The following is a 25,149-nucleotide window of genomic DNA, read 5'->3' on the forward strand; positions in this document are numbered from 1 at the left end:
ACGGCGCCATTCCGCCTATACCGCACATCGGTCTCCCGCCCGACGGGCGCGGCCCTATCCTCCGAGGACTCATCGGGGGCTGAGCCGCGCCCCGTCGCAGGCACTGGGAGGCAGGGTGCTGGGTTCGAGGCTCCTGGCGGGCCGCTCGGCGATCGGCGCGGGCCGCCTGCGGTCGAGGATCGCGGTGAGCCTGCGGACGCTGCCGCCGGCCGCCCGCGGCTACATCGCGGTGGTCCTGCTCGCCGCGGCCTTGTGCGCGGCCCCGGCCCTCGACGGCCGCACGCCCTGGGCGACGGTCGCCGTCCTCGCCGTCCTCTACGCGGTCTGCGAGCTGGGCTTACTGCCCGTGGGGCGGGGAGGCCCGTGGTCCGCGGGCCGGGGGCCCGGAGGCGAGGCGCCCGCAGGTACCGGCTCGTTCTACCCCGTCCTGCTCGCCGCGGCACTGATGCTGCCGCCGTCCGCCGCCGCGCTCGTCGCCCTACCGGGGTCGCTGGCCGGCCGGGTCGGGCAGAGCCCGCGATGGCTGCGGCGCTGCTGGCGAGCGGGCCAGCTCGGCGTCGCCACCTTCGCGGCGGGGCACGCGCAGCGCCTGCTGGACGGCGAACGCGCCCTGCGCGACCTCGACTTCCCGTATCTGCTGCTCCCGGCCGCCGCTGCCGCGCTCACCTTCTGCGTGGTGGCCACCACGCTCGTCGGCGGTGTCCTGGTCACCGCCGAGCGCTGCCCGCCGCGCGCCGCCTGGGGCACCCCGCTGCTGGGCTCGATCGCCCCGCACCTGACCTACGGGATGGTCGGGCTGATGATGGCGGCGCTGTGGCGCGGCTCGTACGGGGCCTTCGCCGCGATCCTGGTGCTGCTCCCCATGTACATCGCCTGGTGGGTCTTCGCGCAGGTCCACCGTGAACACACCGCGCACCGGGCCACCGTCAGGGCCCTCGTGCAGGCCGTCGAGATCAAGGACCGCTACACGCGCGGCCACAGCGAGCGCGTCGGCCGCGCCTCGGTGTTCATCGCCCGCGAGCTCGGCATGGCCGAGGACCGGGTGGACGCGTTGCGCTTCGCCGGGATCCTGCACGACATCGGGAAGATCGGTGTGCCCACCCGGCTGCTGCGCAAGAACGGGCCGCTGACCCCGGACGAGCGCCGGGTGATCGAACTGCACCCGGAGTACGGCCACGAGGTGGTGCGCGGCATCGCGTTCCTCGGCGAGGCCCGAGCCGCGATCCTGCACCACCACGAACGGATGGACGGCGCCGGTTACCCCTTCGGGCTCACCGGCGACGAGATCCCCGAGTTCGCCCGCGTCGTCGCCGTCGCGGACGCCTTCGACGCGATGACCTCCACCCGCAGCTACCGCCGGGCCAGGAGCGTCGGGGAGGCGCTGGACGAACTCCGCCGCTGCGCCGGTACGCACTTCGACCCGGTCATGGTCACCGGTCTCGTCCGCGCGCTCGACCGGCACGTCTGGACCCCCGCCGCGACGGCCGACGTCCCTGACCCGTCCACCCCTGACGGGCCCGGCCTGCCGCCGCCGCGCTCCGGGGGCCGCGCCGCCACCGCCCCCGCGCCGGACCGCCGGCCATGACGGCGCCCCGCGACGATCCCGCCACCCTGCCACCCCGATGGTCCCCCGGACGGGGTGCGACCGGTCCCCGTACGCCCCCCTTCGTAGGGGCCGCCTACGCGGCCACCGCGCTGCTCACCGTCGTGGCGATCGGCTGGACGGCCTGGGCCGGCGTCGCCGAGCCCGCGACCGCCGCCGCCTTCGGCGCGCTGGTCGCGGTAGGGGAGGCGACCCGGATCCCGCTGCCCGGCGACCGCGAGGCGGCGCCGCTGGCCACCGCGGGGGCACTGGCGTACGCGCTGCTCGGCGAGGCGGACGGCAGCCGGACCACCCACGGTGTGCCGCAGGTGGTCGCCGTCGTCGTGGCGGCCGCCCTGCTCGGCCGGCTCGCCCGCGCGCTGCCCGGACCCCGTACAACCACTCCGGGCACCGTGGACACCACCTACGCGGGCTCCCTCGACAACGCCGCCCGCCGCGTCCTCGCCGTCGCCTTCGCCGCCACGTGCTTCCAGCCGCTCTACAACTCCGGAATGCTGCGGTTCCTCCACCCGGGACCGCTGTACGCGCTGTTCCTGTTCGCGCTGCTCGCGCTCACCGCCCTGTGCGACGCCGTCCTGGCCACCGCCCTCGCCGTCGCCAGGAGCGGCCACCCCTTCGCGCCGGTGCTGCGCGACGAGCTGCGGGCGCTGGCCACCATCGGCTCCGCCGTCTGCGCCGGCGGGGTCGTGATGGCCCTGGCGGTCGGTGTCGCCGGGCTCTGGGCGCTGCCCGTCTTCAGCCTCCCGCTGCTCCTCACCCAGGCGTCGTTCCGCCGGCACGCCGCGATCCGGGCCACCTACCGGCAGACCATCGCCTCCCTCGCCCGCGCCACCGAGGTCGCCGGCTACACGCCCGCGGGCCACGCCCGCCGGGTGACCGCCCTCGGCCGGGAGGTCGGCCGGGAGCTGGGGATGGCGCAGCGTGAGCTGCTGCTTCTGGAGTACGCCGCCCTCATGCACGACATCGGCCAGCTCTCCCTCGTCGACCCCGTTCCCGGGGGCGCCACCGAACCGCTCGAACCGGAGGAGCAGCGCCGTATCGCGGCGCTGGGCGGCGTCGTGGTCCGGCAGACCGGCGTCCCCGCCGAGGTGGCGGTGATCGTCGAGCGCCAGGCCGAGCCCTACCGCGAACAGCCCCTCGCGGGCCGTATCGTCCGCGCCGTCAACGCGTACGAGGACCTCACCGGCGGGACGGAGGCCCTGGAGCGCCGCCTGGCGGCCGTGGAGCGGCTGCGGCTCTCCACCGCCAGGGACTACGATCCGGCCGTCGTGGACGCGCTGACCCGCGTTCTCGCCCGCGGCGGAGCGGACCGGGCTCCTGCCGGGAACCGGACGGTAATGAGCGGCGCCCGCGACCGGCATGGTTGGATGCGGCTGGGGATGGCAAGGAGGAGTGGTGAGGACCGGAATCCAGACTGAGACCGGAACCGAAATGTGGAAGGTTGTCACTGACCGGGCAGACAACCTGCGGGGGAACGGGAGCGTCGTCATGCTGGAGACCGTGGAGCGGGAAATCCCGGTACTCACCGAGATGCCGGGAATCGTCACCGGGCTGAAGGTGTCCGAGGGGGACGTGGTGCGGAAAGGCGACGTCCTGGCCGTGATCGGCTGAGCAGGCAGGCGGAAATCGTGAGGATCTTCGGCAGAGTGCGGCACCGGCCCTCCCCTACGTGGCGGCAGGCCACCGACCGCGCCTTCTCGCTCATCGGCGACGGGCGCTACGAGGACGCGGGAGCGCTGCTCACGCGTGCCGCCGACATGGAACCGTGGCTCTCGGAGTCCTGGTACAACCTCGCCCTGCTGCACAAGTTCCGCCATGACTGGGAGCAGGCCCGCACGGCCGGGCTGCGCGCCGTGGCCCTGCTGGACCGCGACGGCGGCGCCCCGGACTGGTGGAACCTCGGCATCGCGGCCACCGCCCTGCAGGACTGGCCGCTGGCCCGCCGCTCCTGGCAGGCGTACGGGCTGCGGCTGCCGTCCGGCTCCGCGGAGAGCGCGTCCGAGGAGGCCGTCCGGCTGGCGCTGGGCAGCGCCGCCGTCCGGCTGTCCCCGGAGGGCGAGGCCGAGGTCGTCTGGGGCCGCCGGCTGGACCCGGCACGCATCGAGGTCCTGAGCATCCCGCTGCCGTCCTCGGGCCGCCGCTGGGGCGAGGTCGTGCTGCACGACGGCGTCCCGCACGGCGAGCGCGCCACCGCGGAGGGCTCCGCGAAGTCCGTGTACCCCGTCTTCGACGAGATCGAGCTGTGGGCGCCCTCACCGGTGCCGACGTGGCTGGTCCTGCTGGAGGCCGCCACCGCGGCCGACCGGGACGCCCTGGAGCGACTGGCCGCCGACGCGGGCTTCGCCGCCGAGGACTGGTCGTCGTCCGTGCGGCTGCTGTGCCGTACCTGCTCGGAGAGCCGGATGCCCACCGACGACGGCTCCGCGACCTCGCGCGACCCCCATGACCACGGGGAACCCGGCCATCCGGGCCACCTCAGCCACCACAGCGCGGGCACCTTGTGGGTCCCCGAACGAGAGTGCGGCATAGCGGCGCCCGCCGCCCTCGTCCGCGGCCTCCTCGACAGCTGGATCGCCGACAGCCCTGACACCCGGGACTGGCGGGACCTGGAGGAGGTCTGCTGACCTTGCGCGGCCCCGTACGCTTGACGGGTCTATGACGGAATTGGGAAGGCGTACGGCGGAACATGTCGCAGCAGGAAACCGAGAAGCAGCAGGACCGGCACGCGCACGTGCACGATGAGGCGTCCGAGTTCTTCGACGACACCACGGACGCCGAGGCGCGCGAGCTGGCGTACCGCGAGCGCGGGACGGCCCGCCCGATCACCGTCGTGGGCAACCCGGTGCTCCACAAGGAGTGCCGCGACGTCACGGAGTTCGACGACGCGCTGGCCGCCCTCGTGGACGACATGTTCGCGAGCCAGAAGGCCGCCGAGGGTGTAGGCCTCGCCGCCAATCAGATCGGTGTCGACCTCAAGGTCTTCGTCTACGACTGCCCGGACGACGACGGCGTGCGCCACACCGGCGCCGTCTGCAACCCCGTCCTGGACGAGATCCCCGCCGACCGGCGCGTGCTCGACGACTCCAATGAGGGCTGCCTCTCGGTGCCCGGCGCCTACATGGAGCTGGCCCGCCCGGACTACGCGATCGTCCGCGGCCAGGACCTGGAGGGCAACCCCATCGCCCTGGAGGGCACCGGCTACTTCGCCCGCTGCCTCCAGCACGAGACCGACCACCTCTACGGCCGCCTCTACATCGACCGCCTCTCCAAGCGCGACCGCAAGGACGTGCTGCGCCAGATGGAAGAGGCCACCCCGAAGTTCGAGACGGTCCCCAACGACTGACCGTCGCCGGCACCACCACGCGTAAGGGCCCCGCTCATGGAGCGGGGCCCTTACGCGTTGCCAGGGGTGGTGCCTGGTGCTCTGGCCGGAAAGGTTCACCGGTTCGCGACGCCCGGCACGGCACTTCACCGCGTTGTCGGAGTCGTCCGAGTACGCCCGGTACGAGGACGATCCTCCGCCGTGCGACGCACCGCGCCGGACGCCGCGAACCAGGCAAACCCTTCCGGCCAGAGCACTAGAAGTCGTCGTCGAAGGCGACCGTGCCCTCTACCGCCACCTGGTAGGCGGAGGCGCGGCGTTCGAAGAAGTTGGTCAGCTCCTGGACGCCCTGGAGCTCCATGAAGGAGAAGGGGTTCTCCGAGCCGTAGACCGGCTTGATGCCGAGCCGGGCGAGGCGCTGGTCGGCGACGCACTGGAGGTACTCGCGCATCGACTCGGTGTTCATGCCCGGCAGGCCGTCGCCGCAGAGGTCGCGGCCGAACTGCAGTTCCGCCTCGACCGCCTCGCGGATCATGTCGGTGATCTGCTGGTCGAGGTCCGCGTCGAAGAGGTCCGGCTCCTCCTCGCGGACGGTGTCGACGAACGCGAACGCGGCGTCCATGTGGCCGGTCTCGTCCCGGAAGACCCAGTTGGTGCCGGTCGCCAGGCCGTGCAGCAGGCCCCGCGAGCGGAACCAGTAGACGTAGGCGAAGGCGCCGTAGAAGAACAGCCCCTCGATGCACGCCGCGAAGCAGATGAGGTTGAGCAGGAAGCGGCGGCGGTCGGCCTTCGACTCCAGCCGGTCGATCTTCTCGACCGAGTCCATCCACTTGAAGCAGAACTGCGCCTTCTCGCGGATCGACGGGATGCTCTCGACCGCGTCGAACGCGGCGGCCCGGTCATCCGGGTCGGGGAGGTACGTGTCGAGCAGCGTCAGATAGAACTGGACGTGCACGGCCTCCTCGAAGAGCTGGCGGGACAGGTAGAGCCGCGCCTCGGGCGAGTTGATGTGCTTGTAGAGCGTGAGCACGAGGTTGTTGGAGACGATCGAGTCGCCGGTCGCGAAGAACGCGACGAGGCGGCCGATCATGTGCTGCTCGCCGGGGGAGAGCTTGGCGAGGTCGGCGACGTCGGAGTGGAGGTCGACCTCCTCGACGGACCAGGTGTTCTTGATCGCGTTGTGGTAGCGCTCGTAGAACTCCGGGTACCGCATGGGGCGCAGGGTCAGCTCGAAGCCCGGGTCCAGCAGGTGCTTCTCGTGCGTCGTCGTGTGGGGAGTGGTCGGCATTACTGGCAGGCCTCGCAGGACTCGGGGTTTTCCAGGGAGCAGGCGACGGCGTCGTCGTCGGTCGTCTGCTGGAGGGGGATGGGTGCGGCCACCGGTGCCGCCGGGGCCGCCGCGGCGGCGCGGGCGATCCGGGTGGCGGGGCGGGACCGCAGGTAGTACGTGGTCTTCAGGCCCTGCTTCCAGGCGTACGCGTACATCGAGCTGAGCTTGCCGATGGTCGGCGAGGCCATGAAGAGGTTCAGCGACTGGCTCTGGTCCAGGTACGGGGTGCGCGCCGCGGCCATGTCGATCAGGGCGCGCTGCGGCAGCTCCCACGCGGTGCGGTACAGGGCGCGCACCTCGGCCGGGATCCAGGTGAAGCCCTCGACGGAGCCGTTGGACTCGCGCAGCGCCTCACGGGACTGCGCGTCCCAGACGCCGAGCTCCTTGAGCTCGTTCACCAGGTAGGAGTTGACCTGGAGGAACTCACCCGACAGCGTCTCGCGCTTGAAGAGGTTGGAGACCTGCGGCTCGATGCACTCGTAGACGCCCGCGATCGAGGCGATCGTCGCGGTGGGCGCGATGGCCAGCAGCAGCGAGTTGCGCATGCCGGTCTTCGCGATCCGGGCGCGCAGCGCGTCCCAGCGCTCGGGCCAGAGCGAGTCGGCGGTGTCGTAGTGATCGGGGTGCAGCACGCCCTGGGCGGTGCGGGTCTGCTCCCAGGCCGGGTGCGGGCCATGCCGCTCGGCGAGGGTGGCGGACGCCTCGTACGCGGCGAGCATGATCCGCTCGGAGATCCGGGTGGACAGGGTCCGCGCCTCGGCGGAGTCGAAGGGCAGCCGCAGCTGGAAGAACACGTCCTGCAGACCCATCAGGCCCAGGCCCACCGGCCGCCAGCGGGAGTTCGACGAGCCGGCCTGCTCGGTCGGGTAGAAGTTGATGTCCACCACGCGGTCGAGGAAGGTGACGGCGGTGCGGACCGTCGCGTCGAGCTTCTCCCAGTCCATTGCACCGTCACGGCCCAGGTGGGCGGAGAGGTTGACCGAGCCGAGGTTGCAGACGGCGGTCTCGCCGTCGTCGGAGACCTCCAGGATCTCCGTGCACAGGTTCGAGGAGTGGACGACGTTGCCGGGCAGCGCCGTCTGGTTGGCGGTGCGGTTGGCGGAGTCCTTGAAGTTCAGCCAGCCGTTGCCGGTCTGCGCGAGGGTGCGCATCATCCGGGCGTAGAGCTGGCGGGCCGGGATGGTCTTGATGGCCAGGCCGGCGTCCTCGGCCTTGCGGTAGGCGGCGTCGAAGTCGCCGCCCCACAGGTCGACGAGCTCGGGCACGTCGGCGGGGGAGAACAGCGACCAGTCGGTGTCGGCGTCCACCCGGCGCATGAACTCGTCGGGGATCCAGTGCGCGAGGTTGAGGTTGTGCGTGCGCCGGGCCTCCTCGCCGGTGTTGTCGCGCAGCTCCAGGAACTCCTCGATGTCGGCGTGCCACGTCTCCAGGTAGACGGCGGCGGCGCCCTTGCGCCGGCCCCCCTGGTTGACGGCGGCGACGGAGGCGTCGAGGGTGCGCAGGAACGGGACGATGCCGTTGGAGTGCCCGTTGGTGCCGCGGATCAGCGAGCCGCGGGAGCGGATCCGGCTGAACGGGATGCCGATGCCACCGGCGTGCTTGGACAGCCGGGCGACCTGGTGGTAGCGGTCGTAGATCGAGTCCAGCTCGTCGAGCGGGGAGTCCAGCAGGTAGCACGAGGACATCTGCGGGTGCCGGGTGCCGGAGTTGAAGAGCGTGGGGGAGCTGGGGAGGTAAGAGAGCGTGCTGGTCAGCGCGTAGAGCTCGCCGACCTCGACCAGGGCGCGCACCGAGTGGTCCGCGGCCAGGCCGCAGGCGACGCGCAGCAGGAAGTGCTGCGGGGTCTCGATGACCTGACGGGTGATCGGGTGCCGGAGCAGGTAGCGGCTGTGCAGGGTGCGCAGGCCGAAGTACTCCAGGCGGTCGTCGGCGGTGTCGTCGATCATCGCGTCCAGGCGGGCGGCGTGCAGCAGGACGAACTCGGCCGTGGCGTCGGCGATCAGGCCCTCGCGGTGTCCGACGGCGATGGAGGCGGAGAAGGAGACGGCGCCCTGGCCGGCCGCCTCGTCGGCGACGGCGCGGGCCAGCAGCCTGGCCGCGAGCCGGCTGTACTGGGGGTCCTCGGAGATCAGCCCGGCGGCGGCCTCGGTGGCCAGCGCCCGCAGTTCGGCCTCGTCCGATCCGGCGTTGCGGCCGCGGAGCGCCGCGGCGGCGACCCGGCCGGGGTCGGTGTCGGGGAGGTCGACGGTCAGTTCCGTCAGGGTGTGCAGCAGGATGGTTCCTGCTGCGGCGGGGGCTGCGGGCGCGATGGTCACGTTGGGTGCTCTCTCCCTCGAACGGCGACGGCGTCGCGGGGGGAGGAGCAGGCGCGTTCGGGCACACCGCATCAGGGCAGGGGTGTGCCATGTCGCGTCCGCCGGCCCAACCCGCGAGGCCCGGACAACACTGCACCCGGAAGGCAGGACCGGGTGCGCCGTCGGCAGGTGGCCGGACTGTGCGGGCGTGCGCAGGCACGACCGCTCACCGTTGCGGGGCAGTGCCGGATTCTCACCGGCTTCCCCTGCGTGGACAGCGGCCCTGAGCATACATCTAGTGGCGCCCCGCAGCGTTAACCCCAGATGTTGTGTCTGGTGTGTTGCGCGGTGGACGGTATGCGCACCAAGGGGAGGGCGTGCGCGACCGGTTCGAGGCGCCGCGAGGGGAGGGCGTGAAGGGCTACGGATCAGGGCGTGCGCGGCTACGGAGCAGGACGTGCGCGGCTACAGCGGCAGGGCGTACGTGAAGAGGTCGACGTCCGGGACGGGCGACCAGTCGCGGTCCGGGGTACGCCGGAAGCCGAGCCGTTCGTAGATGCGGTGGGCCTCGCTCATCGACTGCTGGGTGGACATCACCAGTTGCCGGACCCCCAGGGCGCGGGCCCGTTCCACGCACGCCAGGACGAGTGCCTCACCGGCGCCGCGGCCGCGCGCGGCGGGGTCGACACCGAGCATCCGGAACTCCGCCTCGCCGTCCCGGGCTATGTCGCCCCAGGGGCTGCCGGGGGGAGCGAACGTCACGCAGCCGAGCAGCGTGTCGTCCGCGGCGTCGACCGCGACGAGCACCTCCGCCGCCACCGAGCGGGCGCGGGCGTCCCGCAGCCTCGGGGCGTAGGCGCCGTCCGGCGAGGTGTGGCCGTCGGCGATGAAGGCGTCGGCGGTGATGCGGCCCGCCTCTTCGAGCTCGTCCGCCCGCGCGGGGCGGATGATGATGTCCATCCCCGTAGTCTGCCGCATGGCCCCCGCGGGCCCGCGGGGAGCGGCTCGGTCGGGATCAGACGACCGGGCTGAAGGAGCCGCGGGTGAGTTCCTCCCCCACCCTCCGGGCGGGGTTGCCCCCGGGGCGGGCCGCCGCGGACCGCTCCTCGTGACGCCGCTCGGCGGCCCGGGCGGCACGAATCTGACGGGAGATGCGCAGCTCCACGCGGAAGCCGAGCAGGGCGGGGAGGGCGACCAGGAGGATCAGGGCGGTGGCGGCCAGGAAGCCGAGGAATGTGTTCATGCATCTATTTTCGGCTGGAGCGCTCCGGATCGGGAGTGGCAGGACTGACGCGCTACCGCAAATTCCTGCCAAGTGGGATGTCCGGGTGAGATGCTGGAGCCATGCTGGAAAACGTGGCAGTGGTTCTGATGGACGGCGGGCACGCCTTCGAACTGGGCGTCGTCTGCGAGGTCTTCGGCATCGACCGCAGTGAGCAGGGGCTGCCCGTCTACGACTTCGCCGTCGTCGGTGTCGGCGCGTCCCCCGTCCACCTGCACAACGGCATGGACGTCACGACGCCCCACGGCATCGACCGGCTGGAGGAGGCGGACCTCATCGCCGTTCCGGCCGGGTGCGACTTCCCCGAGCGGGCGGAGTACCCGCCGGAGCTGCTGCGCGCGCTGCGCGGCGCGGTGGAGCGCGGCGGCCGGGTGCTCAGCGTGTGTTCGGGGGCGTTCGTGCTGGGCGCGGCCGGGCTGCTGGACGGGCGCAGCTGCACCACGCACTGGCGACACACCGAGGCGCTGGAGCGCCGCTTCCCGCTCGCACGGGTCGAGGCGGACGTGCTGTACGTGGACGACGGCCCGGTGATCACGTCCGCCGGCACGGCGGCGGGCATCGACGCCTGCCTGCACCTGGTCCGCCAGGAGCAGGGCAGCGCGGTCGCGAACGGCATCGCCCGGCGCATGGTGGTGCCGCCGCACCGGGAGGGCGGCCAGGCGCAGTACGTGGACCGGCCGCTGCCGCGCGGCCAGTGCGACACGGTGGGCGCGGTGCTCACCTGGATGGAGCGCCATCTGGACCGCGAGGTCACCGTCGAGGAGCTGGCGACCCGCGCCCACATGTCGCCGCGCACCTTCGCGCGCCGCTTCCAGCAGGAGACGGGCACCACCCCGTACCGCTGGCTGCTGGGGCAGCGGGTGCTGCTGGCACGTGAGCTGCTGGAGGGCACGGACGAGACGATGGACGCGATCGCCGCCCGCGCGGGCTTCGGCAGCGCGGCGACCCTGCGCCACCACTTCGTCCAGTGGGTGGGCACCACACCGCAGTCGTACCGCCGGACGTTCCGGGACCCGGTGCCCGCGCGGAGCGCGTGACACCGGGTCCCCGGACGGCGGGCCTCAGACGGTCGCCAGCGGCAGTTCCTCCTGGACGCCGGGCTCACCGGAGTCGGCCGTGTAGTCGGCGGGGGACGTCTCGTCGACGCCCTCCGGCACCTTGAACGCCTTGAGGACGAAGGTGAGGACGACCGCTATGACGACGTTGAGCACGAAGGCGGTGAGGCCGATGTAACCCTTCTCACCGATGTACGGGATCAGGTCCGCGTTCCCGGCGAAGTGCGCCTGCGCCGGAGTGTGCTGCACGTACGCCTTCCAGGTCCCGTAGGCCATGCCCACGGCCCAGCCGCCGAGCAGCGCCCAGCGGTGGAACCACCGGGTGAACAGGCCGCCGACGATGGCGGGGACGGTCTGCAGGATCCAGATGCCGCCCAGCAGCTGGAAGTTGATCGCGACCGTCTTGTCCATGGTGAGGACGAAGATCAGGGCGCCCACCTTCACCAGCAGCGACACCAGCTTGGAGACCTTGGTCTCCTGCGCGGGCGTCGCGTCGGGCTTGATGAAGTCCTTGTAGATGTTGCGGGTGAACAGGTTCGCCGCGGCGATCGACATGATGGCCGCGGGCACCAGCGCGCCGATGCCGATCGCGGCGAACGCCACCCCGGCGAACCAGTCCGGGAACATGTCCTCGAACAGCTGCGGGATCGCCGTCTGCGGGTTGTACCCCTTCACCCCGACCCCGACGCCCGCCGCCAGCGCCATGAAGCCGAGCATGGCGAGCAGGCCCAGCATCAGGGAGTACAGCGGCAGGATGGTGGTGTTGCGGCGGATGACGTTGCGGCTCTTGCCGGAGAGCACCGCGGTCACCGAGTGCGGGTACAGGAACAGCGCCATGGCCGAGCCGAGCGCCAGCGTCGCGTACGCCCACTGCGCCTGCGGCCCGGAGACCAGCGAGCCGCGGGGCTTGCCGGTCACCGGGTTGACGGTGGCGTACGCCTTGCCCGCCTTGTCGAAGATGTCGTCGAAGCCGCCCAGCTTGTACGGGATGTAGATGATCGCCACCGCGATGACGATGTAGATCAGCGCGTCCTTCACGAACGCGATCATCGCGGGCGCGCGCAGCCCCGAGGAGTACGTGTACGCCGCGAGGACCCCGAACGCGATCAGCAGCGGCAGGTCCTTCATGAACCAGCTGGAGTTCTCGCCGCCGCCCACGCCCATGACATCGAGGACCGCCTGGATCCCGACGAGTTGCAGGGCGATGTACGGCATCGTGGCGAGGATGCCGGTGACGGCCATCGCCAGCGACAGGCCCTTGGAGCCGAAGCGGCCGCGGATGAAGTCCGAGGACGTGACGTAGCCGTGCTTGTGCGAGATCGACCAGAGCCGCGGCAGGAAGAGGAAGACCAGCGGGTACGTGATGATCGTGTACGGCACCGCGAAGAAGCCGGCCGCGCCCGCCGCGTAGATCGCCGCCGGTACGGCGACGAAGGTGTACGCGGTGTAGAGGTCGCCGCCGAGCAGGAACCAGGTGATCCAGGTGCCGAAGCTCCGGCCGCCCAAGCCCCATTCGTCGAGGCTCAGGGAGTTCTCCGCGCGCCGCCAGCGGGCCGCCAGGAAGCCCATGGCGGTGACCGCCACGAAGAAGAAGATGAAGACGCCGAGCGCCACACCGTTAACGCCACCGGTCATGACGAGACCCCCTTGCGTGCGCGTTCCTCACGGCGGACCAGGAGGTAGGCGATCGTGGTCAGCCCGGCCGAGATGAAGACCCAGGCCATCTGGTACCAGTAGAAGAACGGGATGCCGATGAACTCCGGCGTCAGACGCGCGTAGGAGCTGACCCACAACATCGCGACCAGCGGGATGGCCAGGCATACCCCGGCCACCACACGCGAGGGTGTGACGACCGGTGTCCGGTTGGGCGTAGGCGGTGTTTCCGGTGGTGCTGACATCTGTTCGGCTCCGTCCCCTAGAGCGAATCCGCGCGAATCTGCTGCGTAATGCGCAGGAAATCTAGGGCAGCACTCCGCCACACGTCACTAGGGGTCCGCATATCGGTACGGACTCGATCCCTGACGAGGGGGGAATCGGGTGGATCGGAGCGGTTTTCGGCCCGTGACCTGCCCCGGGATCGGCCCGGGGCCGGCCCGGAACCAGCCCGGGACCGGCCGCGGTCAGTCGGTCGGGCGGCTGAGCCTGGCGACGAACTTGTACCGGTCGCCGCGGTAGACGGAACGCACCCATTCGACCGGTTCGCCCGTGGTGTCGATGGAGTGCCGGGACAGCATCAGCATCGGCAGGCCGACGTCCGTGCCCAGCAGGCCCGCCTCACGGGGGGTGGCCAGTGAGGTCTCGATGGTCTCCTCGGCCTCGGCCAGCCGCACGTCGTAGACCTCCGCCAGCGCCGTGTACAGCGAGGTGTACTTGGCGAGGCTCCGGCGCAGCGCGGGGAAGCGCTTCGCCGACAGATGGGTGATCTCGATCGCCATCGGTTCGCTGTTGGCGAGGCGCAGCCGCTCGATGCGCAGGACCCGGCCGCCGGTCTTCATGTCGAGGAGGCCGGCGAGCCGGTCGTCCGCGGTGATGTAGCCGATGTCCAGGAGCTGCGACGTGGGCTCCAGGCCCTGGGCGCGCATGTCCTCCGTGTATGAGGTGAGCTGCAGTGCCTGGGAGACCTTCGGCTTGGCGACGAAGGTGCCCTTGCCCTGGATGCGTTCGAGCCGCCCCTCGACGACCAGTTCCTGCAGGGCCTGCCGCACGGTGGTGCGGGAGGTGTCGAACTCCGCCGCGAGCGTGCGCTCGGGCGGGACCGGTGTGCCGGGCGGCATCGTCTGCGTGATGTCCAGCAGATGCCGCTTGAGGCGGTAGTACTTGGGCACACGCGCGGTGCGCCCGGCGGCGCCCGCGGTCTCCGGCACGTCCGATGCCGGCGTGCCGCCGCCCCCGTCGCTGTCCATGACGTCTACTCCCGACTGCTGTCGTGCTGCCGTCACCGGCTCCTCCGTCTATCGCGGCTCACATGGTGGCACGGGCTGCTGTGGTGCAGGGAGGCGATGGCAGGTGACGTCCCCCTCAGGTGTCGGTCCGATAACAGACCTGACAGCGCTTCTTATACACCCTTGACACCCCTAAAGGTCTAGGCCAAGCTGCGCTCACTGGTCTAAACCATTAAAGACCAATCCCAGACCCACAAGCAGGACGCGGCAATTGTCGCGTCTCGCGGCAGCCGACTTTCGGGCCGTGGGGGGTGGTTTCGGGCATCCTGAGGAGGGTGGCATGAAGCGCAAGCTCATCGCGGCAATCGGTGTCGCGACCATGATCGCTGGCGTCGCGGCCTGTGGCAGCGACAAGAAGGACGACGCGTCCGCGAAGCCCGCGGACCGCAAGGACACCGTGACCGTCTGGCTCATGAGTGACGCCCAGAGCACCTGGCCGGAGCTGGTCAAGAGCGTCAACGACGAGTTCAAGGCGAAGTACCCGAACGTCACCGTGAAGGTGCAGTACCAGCAGTGGAGCGACAAGGTCCAGAAGCTGGACGCCGCGCTCTCCGGCTCCAGCGCCCCGGACGTCGTCGAACTCGGCAACACCGAGACCATGACCTACATCCTCAACGGTGCCCTCGCCGAGGTCGACAAGACCAAGTTCGAGAACTCGGCCACGTGGATCAAGGGTCTCGAGGACACCTGCTCGTACCAGGGCAAGCTCTACTGCGTGCCCTACTACGCGGGTGCCCGCGTGGCGATCTACAACACCGACGTCTTCAAGAGCGCCACCGGTTCGGCCGACCTGCCGAAGACCGAGGCCGACCTGACGGCGGCCCTGGACAAGATCCAGGCGGCCAAGGGCGGGGACAAGGCGTACTCGCCGCTGTACCTGCCGGGCGAGTACTGGTACGCGGCCATGTCCTACGTCAAGGCGTACGGCGGCCAGATCGCCAAGTACGACGGCGGCAAGTGGACCGGCACCCTGTCCTCCCCGGAGGCCCAGGAAGGCCTGAAGCACTTCATCGAGCTGGTCACCAAGTACAACCACGGTGACAAGACCAAGGACGAGGCCGACCACGCCGCGGTCATGGCCCAGGAGAAGACCGCGCTGATCTACGGCAACGGCTGGGAGTCCGGCAGCGTCGTCGACGTCAAGGCGCCCGGTAACCCGAAGCTGAAGGACGTCATCAAGACGGCCGGTATGCCCGGCCCGAACGGCAAGGCGCTGCCGTCGTTCATCGGTGGCTCGGACCTCGCCGTCGTCGGCAAGTCCAAGGCCCAGGACCTCGCCAAGGAGTGGATCGCCGCCTTCACGAGCGAGAAGTCCGAAGCCGTGCTGGCGAGCAAGAAGATCCTCCCGAACAACACCAAGCAGCTCGAGCCGCTGAAGACCGACCCGGCCACCGCGCCGATCGCCAACGCGGTGCCCGACGCCTGGTTCACCCCGATCGCTCCGGGCTGGGCCACCATCGAGAAGCAGAACATCCTGAAGAACATGCTGCTCGACATCATCAAGGGCAAGTCCATCGCGGACGCCACCAAGGCGGCCGACGAGAAGATCAACTCGCTGATCAACAACGCCTCCTGATCCCAGGCCCCGCCCGCGGGCGGGGAAGAACGGCCTGAGGAGCGGACGGTCCACGGTGTGGGCCGTCCGCCTCCACACCCGGCATGGACGACGAAGAAAGGTCAGCGAGATGAGTGCCGCCGACACGCATGCCACCGAGCCGCTGGAGCGAGGTCTCGCGAAGAGCCCGCCACCGGCTCAGGACCTGCCCGCATCCGGGCGGGGGGCCCGCCGCCGGTCGGCCACCCGGCAGAACAGAACCCTGCCGTACCTGCTGATCACCCCGGCCCTGCTGGTCATGGCGGGCGTGCTCGGCTGGCCGCTGATCGACACCGTGGTGCTGTCCTTCCAGGACATGCGCCGCAACAACCTCTGGGGCGGTACGACGCCCCCGTGGGTCGGTCTCGACCAGTACACGGAGATCCTCGGGGACTCCGAGTTCTGGCACGTGTTCATCCGCACGGCCGTCTTCGTCGTCGTCTGCGTCTTCTTCACCATGCTGCTCGGGCTTCTCATCGCGATGCTGCTGCAGCGGGTGTCGCCCTGGCTCCGGGTGATGATCACCAGCGCGATGGTCGCCGTCTGGGCGATGCCGCTGCTGGTCTCGACCTCGGTCTTCAAGTTCATGTTCGACTCGGACTACGGGCTGGTCAACGAGCTGCTCAGCAAGCTCCCCGGAGTCGACTACGCCGGGCACAACTGGTTCCTCAACCCCACCTCGGGACTGGCGATCATCGCCGCCCTGGTGGTCTGGGCGGCCATCCCGTTCATCGCCATCAGCCTGCACTCGGCGCTCACCCAGGTGCCCAAGGAGCTGGAGGAGGCGGCCAGGATCGACGGCGCCACGGGCTTCGGCATCTTCCGGTTCGTCACCTTCCCGGTGATCAAGCCGGTCTTCGTCATGACCACGACGCTCTCGATCATCTGGGACTTCGGCGTGCTCGGCCAGGTGCTGCTGATGCGCAACAACCACCCGGAGCCCGACTACCAACTGCTCGGCCTCTACTCCTTCACCCAGGCGTTCACCAGCAACTCCTTCAGCAGGGGTGCCGCGATCTCCATCATCACCGTGGTGATGCTGTCCGGCGTCTCCGTCTACTACCTGCGCCAGCTGATGAAGATCGGAGAGGTCGAGTGACTACCGCCGTCAAGGTCACCTACAAGAGCAAGAAGAAGAACCGCGCCGGCTGGAACGTCCTCGGCCTGCTCGTCTTCGTGGTCATGGGCTTCCCGGTCTACTGGATGGTCATCACCGCGCTGCGGCCCAGTACCGAGATCCTCAGCTACCACCAGAAGCTCTGGCCGAGCTCGATCACGTTCGACCAGTTCCACCGGGCGATGGACATGCCCAACTTCTGGGACAACGTGAAGAGCAGCGTCATCATCTCGGTGTTCGCCGTCGTGATCGCCATCGGCGTCGGGCTGCTCGCCGCCTACGCGCTGGGCCGCTTCCACTTCTGGGGCCGCCGCGGGCTGATGATCACGCTGCTGCTGATCCAGATGATCCCCGGCACATCGATGCTGATCCCGATCTACATCCAGCTCAACGACATGGGCGGGCTGAACCAGTACTGGGGCGTCATCGTCGTGTACGCGGCGACGACGCTGCCCTTCTCGGTCTGGATGCTGCGCGGATTCATCGTCAACATCCCCAAGGAGCTGGAGGAGTCGGCCATGGTCGACGGCTGCAGCCAGATGGCGGCCTTCCGCCGGGTGGTCTTCCCGCTGCTGGCCCCCGGTCTGGTCGCCGCCTCCATCTACGCCCTCATGACCGCGTGGAACGAATATCTTTTCGCCTATGTCCTCCTGCAGGACAACGACAAGTACACACTCAGCATTTGGCTGCTGAACTTCACCGGCCAGCGCGGCACCGACTTCGGCGCGCTGATGGCGGGCTCCATCCTGGTGGCCCTGCCCGTGGTGATCTTCTTCGTCATGGTCCAGCGCAAGGTCGCTTCCGGTCTGACCGCCGGGGCGGTGAAGGGATGACCGTCATTTCTACCGACTCAGCCCCCGACACTCTGACGCGGGACGCGCTCGCCGTCCTGCAGCCGGGGTTCGTCGGGACCACCGCGCCCGAGTGGCTGCTGCTGCGACTCGCCGAGGGGCTCGGCTCCGTGGCGCTGTTCGCCCGGAACATCGAGTCCCCCGAGCAGCTGTCCGCGCTCACCGCGCAGTTGCGCGCGGTACGGGCGGACGTGCTGGTCGCGGCCGACGAGGAGAGCGGTGACGTCACCCGCCTCGAAGCGCGCACCGGATCGTCCTTCCCCGGCAACCTCGCGCTCGGCGCGGTCGACGACGCGGACCTGACGCAGGAGGTGGCGGCGGAGCTCGGCCGCCGGCTCGGCAGCTGCGGGGTCAACTTCAACTGGGCGCCGGTCGCCGACGTCAACTCCGACCCCGGGAACCCGGTGATCGGGGTGCGGTCCTTCGGCTCCGACCCGCACCTGGTGGCGCGCAACACCGCCGCGTGGATCACCGGTCTGCAGTCCGCCGGGGTGGCGGCCTGCACCAAGCACTTCCCCGGCCACGGCGACACGGCCGTCGACTCGCACCACGCGATGCCCAACATCGAGGTGGGCCTGGAGATCCTGCACGACCGTGAACTGGTGCCCTTCCGGGCCGCCGTCGCCGCCGGGACCAAGGCCGTGATGAGCGCCCACATCCTGGTGCCGGCCCTCGACCCCGACCGGCCCGCCACGCTCAGCCCCAGCGCGCTCAACGGGCTGCTGCGCGCGCCCGTGGCGGAGGGCGGTCTCGGGTACGACGGCCTCGTCGTCACCGACGGCATCGAGATGCAGGCCATCGCGGCGACCTACGGCATCGAGCGCGGCACCGTCATGGCGCTGCTGGCCGGCGCCGACGCCATCTGTGTCGGCGGCGGTCTCGCCGACGAGGAGACCGTGCTGCGGCTGCGCGACGCCATCGTGCGTGCGGTGCGCGACGGCGATCTGCCCGAGGAGCGGCTCGCCGACGCCGCCGCCCGGGTGCGCTCGCTCGCGGCATGGACGGCCGAGCGGTCGGGTGCGGCGGAGGGGACCGCACCCGACCCCGAGGTCGGCCTCATCGCGGCCCGCCGGGCCGTGCGCGTGACCCGGACGGAGGAGTACGTACCGATCGCGACCGCGCCGTACGTGGCCGCCTTCACCCCGGTCGCGAACATCGCGGTCGGCACCGAGACGCCCTGGGGCGTGGCGGCGGAGCTGGAGCGGCTGCTGCCCGGCACCGTGACCGGTACCTTCCGCGCGGCGGACACCGAGGTCGGCGGGGTGGAGGGCCTGTGCGCGAAAGTGCTGCAGTCCGCGTCCGACCGTAGGATCGTCGCAGTGGTCCGTGACGTTCACCGCCACCCGTGGATGGCCGACGCGCTGGCCGCCCTGCTCGCCTCGCGACCGGACACGGTCGTGGTGGAGATGGGGGTGCCCCAGGCGCCGCCGTCCGGGGCGCTGCACATCGCGACCCACGGCGCGGCCCGCGTGTGCGGGCAGGCAGCCGCGGAGGTCATCGCCGGCAAGGAAGCCGGGGTCTGACCGGCGCGGACCAGATTCGCGACAGCCTGGAGGCCCCCCGCATGTCCGTCCCGACGCCGGCCCGGCAGCTACCGATACCGGGCCGGATCATGGCCGGCGAGATGGCCGAGCAGCCCGCCGTGCTGCGACGCATCCTGGAGCGGGGGGCGCGCCGGATTCGCTCGGTCGCCGCGGAGGTCGCGGCGCGGAACCCGCGTTTCGTGCTGCTCACCGCCCGCGGTACGTCCGACAACGCGGCGCTGTACGCGAAGTACCTGATCGAGGTGCTGCTCGGCAAGCCCGCGGGGCTGACCTCCATGTCCACCACCACCGCGTACGGCGCGAAGCCGGACCTCACGGACTGCCTGGTGATCACCGTCAGCCAGTCCGGCGGCTCGCCCGACCTGGTGGCCTCCACCCGGGCGGCCCGCGAGGCCGGCGCCATCACCGTCGCGGTGACGAACAACGCGGACTCCCCGCTCGCCGAGGTCTCCGAGTTCCACATCGACGTGCTGGCGGGCCCGGAGAAGGCGCTCCCGGCGACCAAGACGTACACCGCGGAGCTGCTGGCCCTCTACCTGTTCGTCGAAGGGCTGCGGGGCGGCGACGGGAAGTCCGCCGACGTACTTCCGGACCTGGCCCAGGGGATCCTGGCGCGCGGGGCCGAGGTCAAGGCGCTGGCCGGCCGCTACCGCTTCGCGGAGCGCATGGTCATCACCTCCCGCGGGTACGGCTACCCGACCGCCAGGGAAGCCGCGCTGAAGCTGATGGAGACCAGCTACATCCCGGCCCTCGCGTACTCCGGCGCGGACCTGCTGCACGGCCCGCTGGCCATGGTCGACAACATCTCACCGGTGATCGCCATCGTCACCGAGGGCAAGGGCGGAGAGGCCCTCCAGCCGGTCCTGGACCGGCTGCGCGGCCGGGGCGCGGACCTGGTGGTTATCGGCCCCCAGGCGCAGGTGGACGCCGCCTCCGCGGGCTTCGCCCTGCCGACGAAGGGCGTCGCCGAGGAGGTGCAGCCGATCCTGGAGATCCTGCCGCTGCAGATGCTGGCCTATGAGGTGACCATCGCCCGCGGCCAGGACCCGGACGCCCCGCGCGCCCTCGCCAAGGTGACCGAGACGCACTGACCGCCCGGGTCCGACCGAACGGAAAAGGCCGTGCCGCGACGGGGCCTTTCGCGTACGGGGAGGGGGAACAGCGCCGGAAAACGCCACGGGCCGCGGCGCCGGGAAGGGACCCTCAGCCCTTCCAGCACCGCAGCCCGGAGCTGCTGTCGGCACCGTGGCCTGCGGGGTGTGCGGTTCCCCGTGGCCCGTCAGGAGCCGACCGGTGAGGCCGCGGCGTAGTCAGGGCAGAGAACGCCCGGCCTCGATCCACCCTCCTGTGCGGGGAGGATGGAGGTCTGTTCGGTCCCATTGTGGACTAGACCATTCTCCCTTGTCCATGCCATCGCGGGCATCAGTGGAAAAAGGCCGGGCGCGGATGGCGCGAAACGGCCTGTACGCTCGCAGACGTGCCCTCCATGAACGACCTCGTACGCCAGCACACCGGCCTCGACGACTCCGATCTCGAATGGCTCCACCTGCTGGTCTCCGAGTGGCAGCTGCTCTCCGACCTGTCCTTCGCCGACCTCGTCCTGTGGGTGCCCACCCTGGACGGCACACGCTACGTCTCGGTCGCCCAGATGCGGCCGAACACCGGGCCGACCTCGTACCAGGACGACATGGTCGGCCATCTGGTGCCGCGCGGCCGCCGCCCCATGCTGGACGCGGCGCTCGACGAGGGCCGGATCGTCCGCGAGGGCGACCCCGAATGGCGTGACGAGGTCCCGGTGCGGGTCGAGTCCATCCCGGTCCGCCGCGAGGGGCGGGTGCTGGGCGTCATCGCCCGCAACACCAACCTGTTGACCGTCCGCACCCCCAGCCGCCTCGAACTGACCTATCTGCAGAGCGCCTCGGACCTGGCGCAGATGATCGCCGCCGGATCCTTCCCGTTCCCCGCCGAGCAGGTCGACATGGACGCGGCGCCGCGGGCCGGCGACGGCCTGATCCGGCTCGACGCGGACGGTGTCGTGCAGTACGCCAGCCCCAACGCGCTCTCCGCGTACCACCGCCTGGGCCTCGCCGCCGACCTGGTCGGCCTGCACCTCGGCAAGGCCACCGCCGAACTGGCCCCCGCCCGCGGCCCGGTGGACGAGGCGATGGTCAAACTCGCCAGCGGCTGGGCGCCCCGTGAGGCCGAGGTCGAGGGCGGCGACGGCGTCATCCAGCTGCGTACCATCCCGCTGCGGCCCAAGGGCACCCACATCGGCTCCCTGGTGCTGCTGCGTGACGTCACCGAGCTGCGGCGCCGTGAGCGCGAGTTGATGACCAAGGACGCCACCATCCGGGAGATCCACCACCGGGTGAAGAACAACCTGCAGACCGTCGCCGCCCTGCTGCGGCTGCAGGCCCGCCGGATGGACTCCGACAAGGCGCGCGAGGCGCTCGAGGAGGCCGTCCGCCGGGTCGGCTCGATCGCGATCGTGCACGAGACGCTCTCGCAGAACCTGGACGAGCGCGTCGAGTTCGACGACATCGCCGACCGGGTGCTGTCGATGGTCGCCGAGATCTCACCCGGCCGGGTCACGGCCCGCCGCACCGGCCGCTTCGGCATCCTGACCGCCGAGGTCGCCACCCCGCTGGCGATGGTCCTCACCGAACTGCTGCAGAACGCGTTGGAGCACGGCTTCGGCCCGGGGGAGAGCGGCACGGTCGAGGTGGGGGCGACGGTCGGCCCCGACAAGCTGATCATCACCGTCCAGGACGACGGCCGCGGCCTGCCGGAGGGCTTCGACCCGCAGCGGGCCGGAAACCTGGGGCTGCAGATCGTCCGCACCCTGGTGGTCGGCGAACTGTCCGGCACGTTCGACATGGTCCCGGCGCCGGAGGGCGGCACCAGGGTCGTACTGGAACTCCCCGCCGAGGCCTAGGCCGTGTCTGACACATCCCGCCTGGCCCGGTATGTGTCAGACACGGCCTAGCGTTTGGGGTGCGGCCGCCTGCCCGGCCGCCTGCCCGGTCCTCGGGGCGAACAGCAGTAAGCCCCGACCGCCAGGCGGTCGGGGCTTACTGGATGCTGTGTGCTGCGCGTACGAATTCGGGTGCTGCGCGCTGCGGCTCGGGGGTAAGGCGCGGGCGTCAGACGCTGGCGTTGCGGGCCCTGTTGCGGGCGGCGCGGCGCTTCATTGCGCGACGCTCGTCCTCGCTGAGGCCGCCCCAGACGCCTGCGTCCTGGCCGCTCTCCAGCGCCCACTGCAGGCACTGCTCCATGACGGGGCAGCGGCGGCAGACGGCCTTGGCTTCCTCGATCTGCAGCAGCGCAGGACCGGTGTTGCCGATGGGGAAGAAGAGTTCCGGGTCTTCCTCGCGGCAAACGGCGCGATGACGCCAGTCCATGGCTGCTCCAACTCCTTTGTGACAAGCACGTTGCTTGTGAATGTGAACGCTTTCACGAATCCCCTCACAGGGCACGGCACTACGCCCAGTTTCCTGGTGCAGTCCCGCTGATGTGAGGTGGTGGATTCGGGCTCTCAAGGGACTCCGGTTGTTGGCCGTCCCGATCGCCATGTAGAGACTCGCAAACCTGGGCTGCGGATACAACCCCTTCAGGAAAGTTTTTTTTGATTCCTCGGTGTCGCCTGCATCACAGCCGTACTTCCATGGGGTGCAGGGCAGCCTAAACGTTCGAGTAAAAGGACTTTGGGCTCTTCCGCTTACACAATCACACGCAGTGCACGGCGTACGCCTGTGAAGGTTGCGCTGGTACGCAGCCCCAGGTGGTCGCCGTCCACCTGGAAGGGGAGTGGCGCCTGCGAATGCAAGGTGAAGTCGGTCAGGTCGTGCAAGGAGGCCACATGCTTGCCGTGCGGGCCTCGATCGGGGCTCGAACGCAGCAGTTGCGCGGCGTAACGCATCGCCGACGTCGTGGACATCTTGGACACCCCGAGCACGTCGAGGCCGGTGTCGAAAGAGGCCTCGGGGGACGCGTACACCGGACGATTGCCCAGGTAGGTCCAGGGAGCGGTGTTGCAGACTATCGACAGCACCAGCCCGGTCACCGGGTCCTGGTCCGGGCGCTCCAGCGTGATCGAACCGGGCCCCCGGTGCGTCTCCGCCAGGAACTGGCGCATCACCTGGCGCATGTACAGCGCGTGCGTCGAGCGCTTCCCCATGTCGCGTTGCTGTTCGACCCGGCCGACCACGCCGGCGTCGAAGCCCAGCCCGGCGCAGAAGGTGAACCAGCGCGACGGGACTCCCTCGTCCTCCGTACCGGGCGTGCCGCTCACCAGTCCCAGGCCGACCGTGCGCGACGACTGGTCGTGCAGGGCGTCCAGCAGGGCGCCGGTCGCCTCGACGGCGTCGTTGGGCAGCCCCAGGGCGCGCGCGAAGACATTGGTCGATCCACCGGGGACCACGGCCAGCTGCGGCAGTCCGTCGGGATCCGGGCCGTTGTGCAGGAGCCCGTTGACGACCTCGTTGACCGTGCCGTCGCCACCGAGCGCGACGACCAGTTCGATCTCGCCGCCCTCGGCCGCCTGCCGGGCGAGGTCCCGGGCGTGGCCGCGGTACTCCGTCGCCGCCACGTCCAGCTTCAGATCGCTGGCGAGGGCGTGGGCCAGAACGTCACGTACCCGCGCGCTGGTGGTGGTGGCAGCAGGGTTGACCACGAGAAGTGCGCGCATGAGGGGAAGCGTACCTACCCATAAGTACACCGGGCTACGCTGGCCGATGTGAGCCAGATCCCCCCGACCCCGTCATCCACACCGCGCAGGCTGACCGCCGCCGCGGCCCTCGCGGCCCTCGAAGGGCTCGCCCTGGCGGGCTGCGGGCTCGTCCTGCTGGTGCTGGCGCTGACCGGGCACACCGACAACGTCCGCAACGCCGTGGTGGGTGCGCTCACCGTCCTCGCCCTCGGCGCGATCCCGCTGGCGGCGGCGTACGGGCTGCTGCACGCCCGGCGCTGGAGCCGGGGACCGGCGCTGATCATCCAGCTGCTGGCGCTGCCGGTGGCCTGGACGCTCCTGCACGGCGCGGCGCCGCTCGTCGCCGCCGGCGCCGCCCTCGCCGTCGTCGCGCTGGCCGGACTGTTCCTCCTCGTCCACCCCGCCACGACCGCCGCCCTCGGCATCGGGGACCGCCGCGGGGCGTGACCCCCCGGAACCACGGCGGCCGGACAGATCCAGGGATCCGTCCGGCCGCCGTGGTTCCGTGCCACTCCCCGGCTACTCCTCGACGAGGAGCTTCTCGCGGAGCTGCATGAGGGTGCGGGCCAGGAGCCGGGAGACGTGCATCTGGGAGATGCCGACCTCGATGGCGATCTGGGACTGGGTCATGTTGCCGAAGAACCGCAGCATGAGGATCTTCTTCTCCCGGGGCGGAAGTGACTCCAGGAGCGGTTTGAGCGATTCCCGGTACTCGACGCCCTCCAGGGCCTCGTCCATGGCCCCGAGGGTGTCCGCGACGGCGGGGGAGTCGTCGTCGGTGTCCGGCACGTCGAGGGAGAGGGTGCTGTAGGCGTTCGCGGATTCGAGGCCCTCCAGCACCTCCTCCTCCGTGATCTTGAGCTGGACCGCCAGTTCGTGCACGGTCGGTGCCCGGCCGAAGCGCTGCGAGAGCTCTCCGGTGGCGGTGGTGAGGGCCAGCCGCAGCTCCTGGAGCCTGCGGGGGACGCGGACGGCCCAGCCCTTGTCCCTGAAGTGGCGCTTGATCTCACCGACGACCGTGGGAGTCGCGTACGTGGAGAACTCCACGCCGCGGTCCACGTCGAAGCGGTCGACGGACTTGATCAGACCGATGGTGGCGACCTGGGTGAGGTCGTCCAGCGGCTCCCCGCGGTTGCGGAAGCGCCGCGCCAGGTGCTCCACCAGCGGCAGGTGCATACGCACCAGCCGGTTGCGCAGCTCGGCGCGTTCCGGTGAGCCGTCCGGGAGCTTGCTCAGCTCCACGAAGAGCGCTCGGGCGCCGGCCCGGTCATGCGGGTCGTGCTGCTCTTGCTGGTCCATGGGATCCGCCTGCTCCGCCGCGTCCATTGCCTCAGTACGGGACCCGGGGTGCTGCCGCGCCGCATACCGCCCGGCCGCCCCGGCGGGCGACGCCTGGACGGGTACGGCGGCGCGGCCCCGCACCGCGGGCATGCCGTTGTCCGCCGGGGGTCCGGGAGCTGCCTCCCGGGATAGATCAGCACTCATGGCGTTTCCCCGTTCCGTGCAC

At 70.7% G+C, this 25,149-nt stretch carries 23 protein-coding genes and 1 riboswitch; of the genes, 13 read left to right on the forward strand and 10 right to left on the reverse strand.

The features are described 5' to 3' along the window. Positions 1-190: 190 nt before the first annotated feature. The 5 genes from M2266_RS23830 to def all read left to right on the forward strand — a co-directional run bounded on the left by M2266_RS23830 (position 191) and on the right by def (position 4,946). Positions 191-1,585, forward strand: a complete 1,395-nt coding sequence (locus M2266_RS23830) for an HD-GYP domain-containing protein (protein WP_277441329.1) — start codon at positions 191-193, stop codon at positions 1,583-1,585. Then, positions 1,582-3,021, forward strand: a complete 1,440-nt coding sequence (locus M2266_RS23835) for an HD domain-containing phosphohydrolase (RefSeq protein WP_277440017.1) — start codon at positions 1,582-1,584, stop codon at positions 3,019-3,021. Before M2266_RS23830 ends, M2266_RS23835 begins: the two co-directional genes overlap by 4 nt. A gap of 70 nt (positions 3,022-3,091) precedes the next feature. Continuing rightward, positions 3,092-3,214: a biotin/lipoyl-binding protein gene (locus tag M2266_RS23840; RefSeq protein WP_277440018.1), complete on the forward strand. Its 123-nt coding sequence runs from the start codon at positions 3,092-3,094 to the stop codon at positions 3,212-3,214. Positions 3,215-3,231: 17 nt separating this feature from the next. Further along, positions 3,232-4,227, forward strand: a complete 996-nt coding sequence (locus M2266_RS23845) for a hypothetical protein (RefSeq protein WP_277440019.1) — start codon at positions 3,232-3,234, stop codon at positions 4,225-4,227. A gap of 62 nt (positions 4,228-4,289) precedes the next feature. Then, positions 4,290-4,946, forward strand: coding sequence for a peptide deformylase (gene def, locus M2266_RS23850; RefSeq protein ID WP_277440020.1), 657 nt, complete (start codon positions 4,290-4,292; stop codon positions 4,944-4,946). A gap of 235 nt (positions 4,947-5,181) precedes the next feature. On the opposite strand, the gene M2266_RS23855 is transcribed toward def, so the two are convergent. From M2266_RS23855 to M2266_RS23870, 4 genes are all read right to left on the reverse strand, one after another. Next, positions 5,182-6,213 (reverse strand): ribonucleotide-diphosphate reductase subunit beta, encoded by a 1,032-nt coding sequence (locus M2266_RS23855; RefSeq protein WP_277440021.1) that lies wholly within the window; start codon positions 6,211-6,213, stop codon positions 5,182-5,184. Continuing rightward, complete coding sequence (locus tag M2266_RS23860) at positions 6,213-8,570, reverse strand: ribonucleoside-diphosphate reductase subunit alpha (protein ID WP_277440022.1); 2,358 nt, start codon at positions 8,568-8,570, stop codon at positions 6,213-6,215. Before M2266_RS23860 ends, M2266_RS23855 begins: the two co-directional genes overlap by 1 nt. 167 nt (positions 8,571-8,737) lie before the next feature. Continuing rightward, a riboswitch (cobalamin riboswitch) is annotated at positions 8,738-8,815 on the reverse strand. 199 nt (positions 8,816-9,014) lie between these two features. Further along, on the reverse strand, positions 9,015-9,509 hold the full coding sequence (locus M2266_RS23865; RefSeq protein ID WP_277440023.1) for a GNAT family N-acetyltransferase: 495 nt from the start codon (positions 9,507-9,509) through the stop codon (positions 9,015-9,017). A 55-nt stretch (positions 9,510-9,564) separates the two neighbouring features. Then, on the reverse strand, positions 9,565-9,792 hold the full coding sequence (locus M2266_RS23870; RefSeq protein ID WP_277440024.1) for a hypothetical protein: 228 nt from the start codon (positions 9,790-9,792) through the stop codon (positions 9,565-9,567). A gap of 101 nt (positions 9,793-9,893) precedes the next feature. Here M2266_RS23870 and M2266_RS23875 point away from each other — a divergent pair, with 101 nt between their 5' ends. Further along, a complete protein-coding gene (locus M2266_RS23875; RefSeq protein WP_277440025.1) occupies positions 9,894-10,868 on the forward strand; it encodes a helix-turn-helix domain-containing protein in 975 nt (324 codons plus the stop codon). Between the two features lie 24 nt (positions 10,869-10,892). On the opposite strand, the gene M2266_RS23880 is transcribed toward M2266_RS23875, so the two are convergent. From M2266_RS23880 to M2266_RS23890, 3 genes are all read right to left on the reverse strand, one after another. Then, positions 10,893-12,521: a sodium:solute symporter gene (locus M2266_RS23880; RefSeq protein WP_277440026.1), complete on the reverse strand. Its 1,629-nt coding sequence runs from the start codon at positions 12,519-12,521 to the stop codon at positions 10,893-10,895. Continuing rightward, positions 12,518-12,784: a DUF3311 domain-containing protein gene (locus M2266_RS23885; RefSeq protein WP_277440027.1), complete on the reverse strand. Its 267-nt coding sequence runs from the start codon at positions 12,782-12,784 to the stop codon at positions 12,518-12,520. The genes M2266_RS23880 and M2266_RS23885 overlap by 4 nt, the downstream gene beginning before the upstream one ends. 222 nt (positions 12,785-13,006) lie before the next feature. Then, entirely contained in the window at positions 13,007-13,789 is a 783-nt protein-coding gene (locus M2266_RS23890; protein WP_138351076.1) for a GntR family transcriptional regulator, read from the reverse strand. Between the two features lie 319 nt (positions 13,790-14,108). Here M2266_RS23890 and M2266_RS23895 point away from each other — a divergent pair, with 319 nt between their 5' ends. The 6 genes from M2266_RS23895 (at position 14,109) to M2266_RS23920 (ending at position 21,869) form a co-directional block, all read left to right on the forward strand. After that, positions 14,109-15,404, forward strand: a complete 1,296-nt coding sequence (locus M2266_RS23895; RefSeq protein WP_277440028.1) for an extracellular solute-binding protein — start codon at positions 14,109-14,111, stop codon at positions 15,402-15,404. Positions 15,405-15,513: 109 nt separating this feature from the next. Beyond that, positions 15,514-16,521: a sugar ABC transporter permease gene (locus M2266_RS23900; protein ID WP_277440029.1), complete on the forward strand. Its 1,008-nt coding sequence runs from the start codon at positions 15,514-15,516 to the stop codon at positions 16,519-16,521. Then, positions 16,518-17,372 (forward strand): carbohydrate ABC transporter permease, encoded by an 855-nt coding sequence (locus tag M2266_RS23905; protein WP_277440030.1) that lies wholly within the window; start codon positions 16,518-16,520, stop codon positions 17,370-17,372. Before M2266_RS23900 ends, M2266_RS23905 begins: the two co-directional genes overlap by 4 nt. Next, entirely contained in the window at positions 17,369-18,913 is a 1,545-nt protein-coding gene (locus tag M2266_RS23910) for a glycoside hydrolase family 3 protein (protein WP_277440031.1), read from the forward strand. Before M2266_RS23905 ends, M2266_RS23910 begins: the two co-directional genes overlap by 4 nt. 41 nt (positions 18,914-18,954) lie before the next feature. Next, on the forward strand, positions 18,955-20,025 hold the full coding sequence (locus M2266_RS23915; protein ID WP_277440032.1) for an SIS domain-containing protein: 1,071 nt from the start codon (positions 18,955-18,957) through the stop codon (positions 20,023-20,025). 395 nt (positions 20,026-20,420) lie between these two features. Next, entirely contained in the window at positions 20,421-21,869 is a 1,449-nt protein-coding gene (locus M2266_RS23920; protein ID WP_277441330.1) for a PAS domain-containing sensor histidine kinase, read from the forward strand. A 208-nt stretch (positions 21,870-22,077) separates the two neighbouring features. On the opposite strand, the gene M2266_RS23925 is transcribed toward M2266_RS23920, so the two are convergent. Both M2266_RS23925 and M2266_RS23930 read right to left on the reverse strand, forming a co-directional pair. Beyond that, a complete protein-coding gene (locus M2266_RS23925) occupies positions 22,078-22,335 on the reverse strand; it encodes a WhiB family transcriptional regulator (protein ID WP_138350912.1) in 258 nt (85 codons plus the stop codon). A 317-nt stretch (positions 22,336-22,652) separates the two neighbouring features. Continuing rightward, complete coding sequence (locus M2266_RS23930) at positions 22,653-23,621, reverse strand: diacylglycerol kinase family protein (RefSeq protein WP_277440033.1); 969 nt, start codon at positions 23,619-23,621, stop codon at positions 22,653-22,655. Between the two features lie 48 nt (positions 23,622-23,669). On the opposite strand from M2266_RS23930, the gene M2266_RS23935 reads away from it, so the two are divergent. After that, the gene (locus M2266_RS23935; RefSeq protein ID WP_277440034.1) at positions 23,670-24,089 is read left to right on the forward strand and encodes a hypothetical protein; all 420 of its coding nucleotides are present in this window, start codon (positions 23,670-23,672) and stop codon (positions 24,087-24,089) included. Between the two features lie 72 nt (positions 24,090-24,161). Here M2266_RS23935 and M2266_RS23940 read toward each other — a convergent pair whose 3' ends face one another. Then, a complete protein-coding gene (locus tag M2266_RS23940) occupies positions 24,162-25,127 on the reverse strand; it encodes an RNA polymerase sigma factor SigF (protein WP_277440035.1) in 966 nt (321 codons plus the stop codon). Positions 25,128-25,149 lie beyond the last annotated feature (22 nt).

The organism is Streptomyces sp. SPB162 (assembly GCF_029504575.1).
Lineage (GTDB): Bacteria > Actinomycetota > Actinomycetes > Streptomycetales > Streptomycetaceae > Actinacidiphila.